Consider the following 12,166-nt stretch of genomic DNA (forward strand, 5'->3'; position numbering starts at 1 on the left):
TTTTCACTTTTTTTCTATACTTTAATGGAAATTTATTGAATTTTTTTATGGTCAACCCCAAGTTATGGTGATGAGCCGAATTTCGTACAAACATAGTGGAATTATGGAAGTCGCTTTTTCATAAATTTAGCTGACACTAATAAATGTGGGATTATTTACATATCAAGGAATACTTTATCGTACATTGAGTAAATACTAGTGTACGTCTTTTTTTCGTCCAATATGCATATAATTAGACATATTAACTTTTTTCCAACTTAAAACGTCAAAAAGAGGGGTAAATTTTGCAAGAGAGGACTTATGTATGGAAAAAAATACGAAACGCTCTAAGGAAAAAAAGAGCAAGAAGAAAATTTGGCTTTGGATAGTAAGTAGCTTATTAACAATTTTTTTAATTTTTATAGGTACTGCTTATTACACTATCCAAAAAACGATGAATAAAATAAATACACCATTACTTGAAACGACAGGTGATGACAATAAAGAACAAAAAGTAGTTACGAAGAAAGACCCGTTTTCTGTGTTAATGCTTGGAGTGGATGAACGTAAAAATGACATTGGGCGTTCAGACACGATGATTGTTATTACGGTGAACCCTGAAAAACACACGATGAAGATGCTCAGTATACCTCGAGATACACGTACAGAAATTATTGGTCATAATTCCGTCGATAAAATCAACCATGCCTATGCATTTGGGGGCGTCCCAATGGCGGTGAACACGGTGAAGCATTTTTTAGATATACCAATTGATTATTATGTGTATGTTAATATGGAGGGATTCCTGCAAATTATCGACACGATTGGTGGGGTAACAATTGATAATGACATGGATTTAACTTATGACTCCTACCATTATCCGAAGGGTGAGATAACTTTAAACGGTGATAAGGCACTGATTTTTTCACGTATTCGCTATGAAGATCCCCGTGGTGATTTTGGTCGTCAAATTCGTCAACGACAAATTATTGAAGCGGTTCTGAAAAAAGCCTCTTCAACACCTTCTATATTATTAAAGGCTACAGATATGCTTGATGTAGTAGGAGATAATGTCCGTATGAATTTTACGATGAAGGACTTAATCCAACTACAAAGTATTTATAAAAAAATGGATGGTAATATTGAGCAGTTGTCGTTTAAAGAGGGAAATGGCAAAAAGATTGACCGAATATGGTATTTCATCCCTGAAGAGACAGAGCTAGAAAAAATCAAATCGGAATTAAAAGCCAGTTTGCAATAAATACTAAAGAGTAACAATTTGAGTGATAGCTGTAAATATTTTGACAATGAAGGGAGGAAGAAAAATGAATGGGAGGACCCAGGTGCTTAGGTATACAGCTCTAAATAATTGCATGCAAAGCTATGTGCCTAAGCGTAAAGTTCAAAAAAAACCAGTCAGTTCAGCTATACGTCATTTACAACTATTTTGCTTAAAAATTTTCATGTAAAACATAAAAAATCATTCAGGTAGGGTGCATGCCTAGTTGAATGATTTTTTTATTTTATTCAACTGTTTGAAATATCAGAAAATTTAGTGTATAATTGCATTAGAAATGGTTGAGGGAGTGATTGTGATGATCATAGGCACATTTTTATTAGCAGTTGCATTACATATCGGTATTGTTTTAGCAGTAGACTTAATGAATGAGCAGCAACACTCTACTACGCAAAGTAACCATTTATAATTTAAAAACAAAAGAATAGAATACATCTAGGCAAAGCTATTAAGTAGCTTTGTCTATTTTTTTGTGGCTCGTCACCTAAAATTGGGGATGGCATTTATCTGCGGATTTTAGCCAGACCGGACCAGTTTTCTTTCGGACCTGAGCGTTTCTTTGGCTAATGGTTTTCACATGGACTCCAGCGTAGCAGATGAGACCTTGGAGCGAAGAGAGTAGGGGAATCGCCTTCGTAACCAACATCCTTTTGGCTCAAGCGCCTCATCCGACGCCCCCAGAAAAGCGCCTAGTCGGAACGGAAATCAACCTGACATTTTGGTGATGAGCTATTTTGGTAAACTTGAAACAATTTATGTGATTAATTCGTCAATATACTGTAGAAAATGTTATACTATAAAAAAACAGTATCGGGGAATGAGCATGCAACAAGAGAGAACAAGTTTCAAAAAAGAATTAATATCCTATCTTAAAATTATTGTGATTACAGCTATTATTGTTTTAGGCTGTAAGCAATTTTTATTTGCACCGATTAAAGTGCAAGGGGCTTCTATGTACCCAACTTATCATGATAAGGATCTTATTATTGTAAGTAAAATGAGTAAAATTGACCGCTTTGATCAAATTGTCTTTCAATCACCAACAGAAGATGAACTATATATTAAACGAGTAATTGGTCTGCCAGGTGATACAGTTGAAATGAAAGATGATGTTTTGTATGTAAATGGCAAAGCTTATAAAGAAGATTATGTGAATCGCCAAACGGATGATCCTAATCAATTACGTATTACAGAAAATTTCACATTAGAGCAATTAGTAAATGAAAAAAAGGTTCCTGAAGGTAAGTATTTTGTACTTGGGGACAACCGTTTAAAAAGTTCTGATAGCCGTCATTATGGCTTAATTTCTAAAGATGCCATCTATGGTGAAGCTAAATTAACAATATATCCGTTTAGTCGTTTCCATATCGGTCCAAAATAAAATAAATTGGGACTTTCAGTAAAAAAAGAGGCACTAGTGTCCTCTTTTTTTACTTTTTTAGTTTGGTGAGAATGCTTTGCAAACTTTATAAGTGGGGTAATAGACACAAACTGTTGAATTTTCAACAGTTTCTTTTATGGGGACTTGCTGTTTGCTCAGACTAGGAGAAATGATTGCTGGTTTATCGATTGAGAGCTCTTCTACTAATGGTTCTACACCATAAAACAACAATAAAAAATAGCATACTAAACCTACTATACGCAAACAATCACCTCGCAATGTTCCTGTTATATTAGTATGTATGGTCAAACTTTAAAAAATATAAGCAAAATCTAAAATTTCTCTCTCTTGAAATGATTTTTTATTAGGTAAGCGTTTGCATTTCAATGATTGAAAGTGCTATAGTGAACCGATTTTATGGATGATAAGGAAGAGAGACTAATAAAAAAATTGTTGTCATGCAAAATTCAATATGCTAATATATCTAACGTAAATATTTAATCTGTATAACCTCAATGATATGGATTGAGGGTCTCTACCAGGAACCATAAAATCCTGACTACAAAAATTTTGCTTCATTTTTGTAGTCAGGATTTTTTTCTTTTAAATCGCCTACAAAAATGCAAGTGTAATAGAAGGGTGATTACTATGAATTGGAGAGTGTATATTCTTGCCGTTACAACCTTTGCGGTAGGATTGGTGGAATTAATTGTAGGTGGTATATTGCCAACAATTGCAGAGGATTTAAATGTGTCTTTAGCAACAGCGGGACAATTAATTACACTATTTGCTCTTGTCTATGCAATATCTGCGCCTGTCCTTTTATCATTAACCGCAAAAGTGGAAAGGAAGCGTCTTTATCTTATTTCTTTATTTATTTTTACTTTAGGTAATCTAATGACGTATTTTAGTACGACGTTCTTGATCGTCATGATTGCTAGAATTTTCACAGCGATGAGTACTGCATTGGTCATCGTTTTATCCTTAACAATTACAACAAAGATTGTTGAACCAAGACATCGTGCAAAAGCTTTAGGGCTTGTGTTCATGGGTGTCAGTTCTGCACTTGTCATCGGTGTCCCAATGGGGATATTTGTGGCAGAAACGTTTGGGTGGCGAGCTGTGTTCCTAGGAATAGCGCTTCTTTCAACTGTATCTATGATTCTTATTGCGTTACTACTTGAAAAAATGCCAGTTGTAGAAGTCGTCCCATTAAAGGCTCAAATAAAATCATTAGCCAATTTAAAAATCTTAAGTGCACAATTAATAACACTATTTATGCTGGCTGGTCATTACATGCTTTACGCATATTTAACACCATTTTTAGTAGAAGCATTTGATATGAGTGCCTCTTGGATTAGTATCTGTTATCTAATCTTCGGCATCGCGTCTGTCAGTGGGAATGCTTTAGGTGGTTGGCTAGGTGACAAAATTGGTACTGGTAAAGCCATTCTATTGATTGTCTCTTCATTCGCCGTTGTATTATTTAGTATTCCTTACACGATTGTTGCTTTACCTCTCTTTTTAGTCGTAACAGTTTTATGGGGTGCACTTAGCTGGGCTCTTACACCGCCATTACAAAATTATTTAATTCAAACTGATCCAAAAACATCTGATATTCAACAAAGCTTAAATACGGCTGCATTACAAATCGGTATATCCATAGGTTCAGCTGTCGGTGGAGCTATGTTTGCTGTTACAGGATCGGTTATGCATTTAGCTAGCTTCGGTGCCATTTTAGTTTTATGTGCTCTAGGCTGTGCTATTTTCTCTCTAAAAAGAGTGCCAGTTTCACATGGGGCTGAACTAGAGCTGAAATCCGCTCACAACAACTCATAGTTTGGAGTGGCTCATCAGATGCTCCCCAGGAAAGCACTCGGTTGGAACTGAAATCAACCCACGTTATGGTGATGAGCTTTTAGAGTAGAATTTTTGGATTAAATACCCAGAAAATACTGCTGAAAAAGAAGGACAATGATATATAGAGAGAGAATGTAAGTTTAGAGGAGGTTGGTAAATACATGCAGATAGATTTAACAGAAATTAAAGGAAATGTGAAAGTTGTCGCAACGATTGACCAGACGCTTTACCGAAATGTGGGTGCTATTATTTTATATGAAGAGGATTCACACACTTTATCTGTACGAAAACTAAAACGAAAAATCGCTGATCAATATATACCAACAGACGAACTCGAAAACTTTATGTTTGACTCGCAGGCAGATGCTATAAAATTTACTCATAAGCTTACTAGAATGAGTGCACTCGATTATTTATTAGTTGCAAATAAAGAGAGACAATAAAATAATTGCAAGACTGGCCTATAGGGGGTCTACGCATGTAAGGGCATTTGGAGTAGCCATATTCCAAATGTCTTTTTTTGTGCTCATAGCTAGCAAGAAGATTATTTGTGTCTAAATTGGCTTAATAGTCATCGCGATTTATCTCGCAGGAACTACCCATAAAATACGATTGATGGAGAACTAGTAGGGATGAAGAAAATACCACTGATTTAAGTTTCACTCTATATCAGGCGTGTTGATTAGGAAAAACTAGGTTTATTATTGAGCGATAAAAGGATTTTTTTGTTGCTATTTTGCTAATATATTCCCATTCTAACTGATTGTAGCGTAGGGCTACTCGACTCCCGCGGGAAAGCGAGTAGCCCGTAGCGGAAATCAGAGCCTTCTAATTAATCGATATGGATAAAAATGGTTAATCGACACACCTGACTTTATATATAATTTCACCTATAAACAAATATTTAATTTCTATATCGATTATTATCATACTGGAATAGGACAAGGAATAGATTGTTGTAGTTAAAGTATTTTAGGGGCTCGAGTAGATAGAGAGTCTGATGATTCAATACTATTTTTAGGATATATAAGTTTCTCTCTGCCTAAGATAGATAATTCAAAGGAGTCTACTGATGGGAATCTAACTTATTAACTAATAATAACAGTTATGAATTAGCATGATTGTCTAATAATTTCAAATGGAGGGGGAATCGAATGTCAGACTATCATCAACAATCATCAGCTGAAGTAATGAAAACTTTGAACGTGACAGATCAAGGATTGAGTGATTATGACGTTCAAAAGAGGCAAGAAGTGTACGGCTATAATGTATTAGAGGAAGGAAAAAAAACAAGTGCATTTGCCGTTTTCTTTGGACAATTTAAAGATTTATTAGTCATTATTTTAATCATTGCTGCTTTCGTTTCATTTCTATTAGGGGAAGTAGGAAGCACGATTGTGATTATGGTTGTCGTTATATTGAACGCTATCCTAGGCACTGTACAGCATGTCAAGGCAGAACAGTCTTTGGATAATTTAAAAGCCTTAACCTCTCCGATTGCCAAAGTAATGCGAAATAATCAGCTCATAGAGATTTCTTCGGAAGATATAGTCGTCGGAGATCTTCTGTATTTGGAGGCTGGCGACTATATAAATGCAGATGGGAGATTATTAGAAAGTCATAATTTGCATATCAATGAAAGCTCGCTGACAGGTGAATCAATCGCTGTAGCGAAAAGTATCGATCCTATTAAGGAAGGCAATGTAACGGTTGCTGATAAAAAGAACATGGTATACTCTGGAAGCTATGTGACAACTGGTCGCGGTATTGTCATGGTGACAGCTATCGGAATGCAAACTGAAATCGGCAAAATTGCAAATTTACTCGATACTGCAAAAGAGAAGAAAACACCTTTACAAGTAAGTTTGGATAATTTCGGAGAAAAATTAGCTTTAGGGATTACATTACTCTGTTTAGCGATTTTCGTGATTGACCTTGTTAGAGGGCGTGCACTAGTAGAATCGTTTATGTTTGCTGTTTCACTTGCCGTTGCAGCAATTCCAGAAGCATTAAGCTCCATTGTTACCATTGTGCTAGCTTTTGGAACACAAAAAATGGCAAAGGAAAATGCCATTATTCGAAAGCTTTATGCTGTTGAAAGTCTTGGCAGTGTATCTGTCATTTGTTCAGATAAAACAGGAACATTAACTGAAAATAAAATGGTTGTACAAGAGGTATATGTGGATGAAAAAGTTATTCCACATGATCAGCTACACACTGGAAATGCAGTTGAGAAAAATCTTATGTTAAAGGCAATATTATGTAATGATGCTGTAGGAAGGGACGATAAGGAAATCGGTGATCCTACTGAGATTGCACTCGTAAAACTAGGGAAGCAATATGGTTTTGACGAATTACAGGTAAGAGATCATTATCCAAGAGTAGCCGAAATCCCTTTTGATTCAGATAGAAAGCTCATGAGTACTGTAAATACTATCAATCAGCAACCTATTTTGATTACAAAAGGAGCACTAGATGTCCTTCTTCCTAAAATTATAAAAATTGAAACTTCACAAGGTATAGTTAATATTACAAAACAACAACGCCAAAAAATCGAAGCGGTAAATCGTGATTTTTCTATGAATGGGTTGAGAGTGCTAGCAGTTGCCTACAAAGAGGTAAAGGGAAATCAAGCGATCGATGCAAGAGCTGAAAAAGATTTAATCTTTGTTGGTTTAGTCGCGATGATGGATCCGCCAAGAAAAGAATCTAAAGGTGCGGTTGAAAAATGTATAAAAGCTGGTATCAAACCGGTGATGATTACAGGGGATCATAAAATTACCGCAACGGCTATTGCCAATCAAATCGGGATTTTAAATGATCCCTCTGAAGCGATTGAAGGGCATGAAATAGAAGGCCTCACAGATCAGCAGCTTCAAGAAAAGGTTAATGATTTTTCTGTTTATGCCCGAGTAACACCAGCTCAAAAAATTCGTATCGTGAAAGCGTGGCAGGAAAAAGGACATGTCGTCGCCATGACAGGAGATGGTGTTAATGATGGCCCTGCTTTAAAACAGTCTGATATTGGTGTGGCGATGGGCATCACTGGTACAGAGGTCGCAAAAGATGCCTCCTCTATGATACTAACAGATGATAATTTTTCAACGATTGTTAAGGCTATTGCAAACGGTAGGAGTATTTATACGAATATTAAAAACGCTATTTTGTTTTTATTATCAGGGAATGCAGGTGCTATTTTTGTTGTTTTATATGCAACAATATTAGGTTTACCAGTTCCTTTTGCGGCTGTGCATCTATTATTTATTAACTTACTAACGGATAGTTTACCAGCGATTGCAATCGGTTTAGAGCCGAATAATAAAAAAACAATGAAGGACAAGCCCCGAAATATTCATACACCATTATTAAATAAAGCATTTACTACTCAAGTGGTGCTCGAAGGCTTACTAATTGCCATTTCTACAACTATTGCTTTTGAAATCGGATTGTCAACGGGAGATACTTTAACGGCGAGCACTATGGCATTTACAACATTATGCTTGTCACGATTAGTGCATGGCTTCAACTCTAGAGCTAAAGAATCTATCTTCGCCATTGGATTATTTTCGAATAAATATACTTGGCTTGCATTCTTAATCGGTTTTTTAAGTTTACACGCAGTATTGTTTATTCCAATGCTTACAAGTGTGTTTGAAGTTGCCACATTAAGTACCGCACAATTAGGCTTTATTTACAGCTTGTCTGTGCTACCGTTCATCGTGAATCAGTGGTACAAGCTGTTGTTCGTGAGAAGTCGATAATAATGAGTAAAAAACATTGAAGCTCTCGTTTTGTTGAAACGAGAGCTTCTTAACATTACATTGTAGTAGGGGCTAGTAGCCAGCCTTTGTCATTACTAAGCCGTACTAGTTTTGCGCCAAGTAGGGCATACCTCATATGAAGTTCTCCATATTTTGCTGTATGCTTCTTCTTAACAGATATTTCTAAAGCTTGACTAACTGAAATAAGTGAAGAAGCTATATTCATCGATAAAATGGCGCTAATTTCTGTATCATTAATGGCTTTTTTACCTCGGACATTGCCCATTTTCAACTGTCTGTAGTCGATTGATGTAGTAGGAGCAAGTAGCCCATTTTCCTTTAATAACACTGTTAGCTGTTTATTTTCCTCTTTTAAACATTGCACAAAATCCACGATAATCGCCTTCAATTTTTTATCAACGGCGTGCTTAAAAAATGCATGATTTGAAGCTATATAGCCATTATTAACGCCAATCTGTGTCCATATCTTAAAAATTTCCCTATAGCGTAATGATGCTAGATTTCCATTTACCAATTCCATAGTTACACATCCTAATCATGTTCTCGTTCATTTATTTGAGATTAGGATGTGCTAATGAATGAAATTCTAATCATTTTTTACAATAAAAGGATCTCTTCGCGGAAAAGTGATCGGATCAGCCGAAGAACTGCTCGGGTTCAAGAGAAAAGTGATCGGGTTAGCCGAAGAACTGCTCGGGTCTAAGAGAAAAGTGATCGGGTTTGCCGAAGAACTGCTCGGGTCCTAAAGAAAACTGCTCAGGTGAGTTCGAAATCCGCTCAGGTTCTATCGAAAACTGCTCAGGTTAGCCCGAAATTCGCTCAGGTCCTAGCAAAACTGCTCAGGTGAGTCCGAAATCCGCTCATACGTTTTAGCAAATATCATCCCGAACTTTGGGTGGTGAACTAGTGAAAGGTTTATTCCTTTAATTTCTTACTTTTAAAGCTATTAATAGTTGTTTTTAATGCGGCAAAGTTTCCAATAGCTGCATAACCATAAAAAAAGCCCATAAATATTCCTGCAATAAGATTGTGTCTATGGCTAATGAAGATAGAAATAATCAAGCCAATAGCAAGGGCGATCGCGGGAACATATTTAGGCTGAATATGCATAAATACCTTAATTAGCTGTGTAATAAGTAACACAGCTGGAACGGCTATTACAGCATCCCAAAAATTTGTATGGATAACTGGAAATAATTCCATTTTCTACACCTCTTTTAGTAATAACGAAGCTATGACTTAAAATATAGATTTTCCTTTTTATTTAATTTTTATGCGATGAAAGGTGTAGAGCTTACGATATCGAGTCATACACTCGTATGAACGATTACGATTTTTCCGTTTTTTGACTATTACTTAATAATATGAGCCATAAGGATTCATATAAGGGTTCATATTTGGATATTGATATGGTGGATATGGGTTCATAAATTGTGAAGGTTTATACTTGTTTTTATGTTTATGATGAGGATCTTTTTGCTCCTTTTGATCTTTTTGATTTTCCGAAGTTGATTTTACACGGTTACAGTCTTTAGGTGGACCAATATATGTTGATGGCGCAATGGGCGCAATTGTTTTCTTCCACTGAGTTTCATCTAAACAATACGTGTGAGCCATAACATTGGAAGGTGTAAATTTCAATATATCTGAACCTAAAATAACTTCAGGTGTTGGAGCATCAAAAATAGCCAGTAAATGTGTGTCATTCTCAGTAGCAATTTCATAATGCCACCATCCTTGCGGTACATTGGCGACTTGGCCAGGCTCGATAGGATAGTTTTGAATCTCTTTTGTAAAGGGATTAAATATAGAAACAATGGCAGCACCAGAAATACAATAAACAAGTTCTGCTGCATTTTGATGATAGTGAGGCTCTATCACCTTATTCCTACTTAGAAAAATATCAAGCAAAGATATATTTTCTAACGTATTTAATTGTTCTACACCTAGAATATTTATAAAATTCCGATCATCTCTTTTAAAGAGAGTACTGTCATTTACATCAGAAGTGAACTGGGTTGATGATGAAGTATAGTCAATCTTCGAGCTAATAATTACATCCTTTCTAATTAATTTTCAATACATGTCTTAAGCACAGAATATGTATAAAGCTATTATAGGCTTACACGAACGCCCATGTCTAAATACAACAAATGTTTTCTGTGCGAAAGCGAAGCGACAGCACAACAATTAGGCCAAGGCGTAATTGATTTATTTATCCCCTAAAGACTCCTTAAAAATTAGCTGAAATTCCCTCTTATAATCAAGAACGTACGTGCGTATAATATGAAAAAACATTTGTTCTGTTTTTAAGAACAGCTCTGTTGTGCTCAATGCATGTAACAGAGCTAGTGAAAAGGAGCAACTAAGATGAAAGAACAGTTAATAAAAGCAATGCAGCGTCAACAAGTAGTTAGCGTGATGTACGTAGCCAAGTCGGGTGCCATTACGAAAAGGCGTGTGAAAATCATAAAGATGGTGGGTGATTCCTTTACTGCATTTTGCTTTACTAGGCAGGCAAAGCGTACGTTTATTATTAATAATGTTCTAGCAATACTCCCGGTTACCCATCGGAAGCGTGAGGTGATATGAATTACGACAATCTGCCGCATAAGGACATTTTTTGTATTGACATGAATGCTTTTACGCAAGCTGTATTGCAGTGCTAGAGGGATTAGATGTCTTGAAAGATCCCATTGCAGTTATTGGCAATTTTGAGCAACCCGGTAGTATCGTACTCGCAGCCTCACCGGTGATGAAGGAAAAATTTAAAATCAAAACGGGAAACCGTCGTTATGTTCATGTTTTTGTAGGAGATTAATTAAACAAGACTTATCTATCAATACTTATCTTATTTTTTCTCTAGAAAATTGATTCTTCAGTCCAGTACCCCCCATAATTTTACAAAAAGCTATTGGACATCAGATGATTTTTCCATTAGATTTCTACTCTCTTGATGAAATTAGTATTCTCCTCCTAGAACTTTCCGAGCTAGTATGTCAACGCACTCGATCGAAAGGATGGGTGGTAGTTTCGACATAATAAATTCTTTTACTTTCAAAGTGATCTTTTGAACGTTAGGGAAAAAGGTGTTATTAATAACAGACTCTTTCAACCAATTCCATAAGCCTTTGATCAGGTTAATGGGCTGTAGGGAGGCAGAAAAATGAGTTTAAGCCTGTCTTCGGACGTTTTTTTATTAGCAATATGCCTAATGTGAAAAAGAGTGCTAGGTTCTCATTGAATTCAGATTTGCTTTAGAACCTGCACTTAAAATTGTGTAGTGTGGCCGAGGCAAATTAAAAGAGCCAGCATCGGAGAAGACTTTATTAAACTTGTATTGAATTTTAAATGGGTTAGACACAGTATCCGTATATTTATGCCCTAAAAATGGATTTTTTTAACAGACTATCGCGATAGTCTTGACAATTTCGGACTACCGTAGTAGTATCAGTGTGTGGCAAACTATTGCAATAGTCCACTAAAGAAAAGGAGCATGCGCGTATGCAAGTTAAATTGTTTGATTCGGAATTACAAGTCATGAATATTTTATGGGAAGAAGGCGATTTGACAGCTAAACAGCTCTCACAAATGTTAAACGAACGAATAGGTTGGAATAAAAATACCACCTATACCGTCATAAAAAAATGTATAAAAAAAGAGGCCATTGAAAGAATTGAACCTAACTTTATCTGTCATCCAATCATTAGAAAAGAACAGATACAAGAACAAGAAACGACGGAATTGATTGATAAAATATTTAATGGTTCTAAATCTTTACTATTCGCATCCTTACTAGACAAGAAAAAAATGTCCGCGAGTGAGATCGAAAAATTAAAGCAAATTGTTAAAGATCTTGAGTGAGGA

General features: G+C 35.9%; 13 protein-coding genes, 1 pseudogene and 1 riboswitch. Of the genes and pseudogenes, 10 read left to right on the forward strand and 4 right to left on the reverse strand.

The genetic code is table 11. The features are described from left to right. Window positions 1-304 precede the first annotated feature (304 nt). From AMS59_RS11850 to AMS59_RS11875, 6 genes are all read left to right on the forward strand, one after another. On the forward strand, window positions 305-1,240 hold the full coding sequence (locus AMS59_RS11850; RefSeq protein ID WP_053483947.1) for an LCP family protein: 936 nt from the start codon (window positions 305-307) through the stop codon (window positions 1,238-1,240). Window positions 1,241-1,574: 334 nt separating this feature from the next. Further along, the gene (locus tag AMS59_RS11855) at window positions 1,575-1,685 is read left to right on the forward strand and encodes a hypothetical protein (RefSeq protein WP_053483948.1); all 111 of its coding nucleotides are present in this window, start codon (window positions 1,575-1,577) and stop codon (window positions 1,683-1,685) included. A 414-nt stretch (window positions 1,686-2,099) separates the two neighbouring features. Next, on the forward strand, window positions 2,100-2,657 hold the full coding sequence (lepB, locus tag AMS59_RS11860; protein WP_053483949.1) for a signal peptidase I: 558 nt from the start codon (window positions 2,100-2,102) through the stop codon (window positions 2,655-2,657). A 482-nt stretch (window positions 2,658-3,139) separates the two neighbouring features. After that, a riboswitch (purine riboswitch) is annotated at window positions 3,140-3,239 on the forward strand. A gap of 66 nt (window positions 3,240-3,305) precedes the next feature. Further along, window positions 3,306-4,496 (forward strand): MFS transporter, encoded by a 1,191-nt coding sequence (locus AMS59_RS11865; RefSeq protein ID WP_053483950.1) that lies wholly within the window; start codon window positions 3,306-3,308, stop codon window positions 4,494-4,496. A gap of 182 nt (window positions 4,497-4,678) precedes the next feature. Next, window positions 4,679-4,960, forward strand: a complete 282-nt coding sequence (locus AMS59_RS11870) for a hypothetical protein (RefSeq protein WP_053483951.1) — start codon at window positions 4,679-4,681, stop codon at window positions 4,958-4,960. Window positions 4,961-5,671: 711 nt separating this feature from the next. Then, window positions 5,672-8,278, forward strand: a complete 2,607-nt coding sequence (locus AMS59_RS11875) for a cation-translocating P-type ATPase (protein ID WP_053483952.1) — start codon at window positions 5,672-5,674, stop codon at window positions 8,276-8,278. Window positions 8,279-8,333: 55 nt separating this feature from the next. Here the strand turns inward: AMS59_RS11875 and AMS59_RS11880 are convergent, their stop codons facing one another. The 3 genes from AMS59_RS11880 to AMS59_RS11890 all read right to left on the reverse strand — a co-directional run bounded on the left by AMS59_RS11880 (window position 8,334) and on the right by AMS59_RS11890 (window position 10,351). Beyond that, the gene (locus AMS59_RS11880) at window positions 8,334-8,819 is read right to left on the reverse strand and encodes a DUF3231 family protein (protein ID WP_053483953.1); all 486 of its coding nucleotides are present in this window, start codon (window positions 8,817-8,819) and stop codon (window positions 8,334-8,336) included. Between the two features lie 395 nt (window positions 8,820-9,214). Next, window positions 9,215-9,502: a hypothetical protein gene (locus AMS59_RS11885; RefSeq protein ID WP_053483954.1), complete on the reverse strand. Its 288-nt coding sequence runs from the start codon at window positions 9,500-9,502 to the stop codon at window positions 9,215-9,217. Window positions 9,503-9,655: 153 nt separating this feature from the next. After that, complete coding sequence (locus AMS59_RS11890; RefSeq protein WP_053483955.1) at window positions 9,656-10,351, reverse strand: cupin domain-containing protein; 696 nt, start codon at window positions 10,349-10,351, stop codon at window positions 9,656-9,658. Between the two features lie 318 nt (window positions 10,352-10,669). Here AMS59_RS11890 and AMS59_RS11895 point away from each other — a divergent pair, with 318 nt between their 5' ends. The 3 genes from AMS59_RS11895 (at window position 10,670) to AMS59_RS26990 (ending at window position 11,341) form a co-directional block, all read left to right on the forward strand. Beyond that, window positions 10,670-10,891 carry a transcriptional regulator gene (locus AMS59_RS11895; RefSeq protein WP_053483956.1) on the forward strand — a complete coding sequence of 74 codons (222 nt, stop codon included), beginning with the start codon at window positions 10,670-10,672 and terminating at the stop codon, window positions 10,889-10,891. 91 nt (window positions 10,892-10,982) lie between these two features. After that, on the forward strand, window positions 10,983-11,120 hold the full coding sequence (locus AMS59_RS25830; protein WP_234007750.1) for a hypothetical protein: 138 nt from the start codon (window positions 10,983-10,985) through the stop codon (window positions 11,118-11,120). A gap of 92 nt (window positions 11,121-11,212) precedes the next feature. After that, window positions 11,213-11,341: a hypothetical protein gene (locus AMS59_RS26990; RefSeq protein ID WP_369814325.1), complete on the forward strand. Its 129-nt coding sequence runs from the start codon at window positions 11,213-11,215 to the stop codon at window positions 11,339-11,341. Here AMS59_RS26990 and AMS59_RS26290 read toward each other — a convergent pair. Then, window positions 11,340-11,494 (reverse strand): annotated as a pseudogene (locus tag AMS59_RS26290) (transposase); the annotation flags it as partial. The gene AMS59_RS26990 and the pseudogene AMS59_RS26290 sit on opposite strands and share 2 nt — an antisense overlap. A gap of 309 nt (window positions 11,495-11,803) precedes the next feature. Here AMS59_RS26290 and AMS59_RS11900 point away from each other — a divergent pair. Then, on the forward strand, window positions 11,804-12,163 hold the full coding sequence (locus tag AMS59_RS11900) for a BlaI/MecI/CopY family transcriptional regulator (RefSeq protein ID WP_049664645.1): 360 nt from the start codon (window positions 11,804-11,806) through the stop codon (window positions 12,161-12,163). Window positions 12,164-12,166: the final 3 nt, after the last annotated feature.

The organism is Lysinibacillus sp. FJAT-14745 (assembly GCF_001275675.1).
GTDB lineage: Bacteria > Bacillota > Bacilli > Bacillales_A > Planococcaceae > Lysinibacillus.

Coding starts and splice junctions, on each gene's coding strand:
- AMS59_RS11850 (WP_053483947.1), top strand. CDS start 305: ATGGAAAAAAATACGAAACGCTCTAAGGAAAAAAAGAGCAAGAAGAAA.
- AMS59_RS11855 (WP_053483948.1), top strand. CDS start 1,575: ATGATCATAGGCACATTTTTATTAGCAGTTGCATTACATATCGGTATT.
- lepB (WP_053483949.1), top strand. CDS start 2,100: ATGCAACAAGAGAGAACAAGTTTCAAAAAAGAATTAATATCCTATCTT.
- AMS59_RS11865 (WP_053483950.1), top strand. CDS start 3,306: ATGAATTGGAGAGTGTATATTCTTGCCGTTACAACCTTTGCGGTAGGA.
- AMS59_RS11870 (WP_053483951.1), top strand. CDS start 4,679: ATGCAGATAGATTTAACAGAAATTAAAGGAAATGTGAAAGTTGTCGCA.
- AMS59_RS11875 (WP_053483952.1), top strand. CDS start 5,672: ATGTCAGACTATCATCAACAATCATCAGCTGAAGTAATGAAAACTTTG.
- AMS59_RS11880 (WP_053483953.1), bottom strand. CDS start 8,819: ATGGAATTGGTAAATGGAAATCTAGCATCATTACGCTATAGGGAAATT.
- AMS59_RS11885 (WP_053483954.1), bottom strand. CDS start 9,502: ATGGAATTATTTCCAGTTATCCATACAAATTTTTGGGATGCTGTAATA.
- AMS59_RS11895 (WP_053483956.1), top strand. CDS start 10,670: ATGAAAGAACAGTTAATAAAAGCAATGCAGCGTCAACAAGTAGTTAGC.
- AMS59_RS11900 (WP_049664645.1), top strand. CDS start 11,804: ATGCAAGTTAAATTGTTTGATTCGGAATTACAAGTCATGAATATTTTA.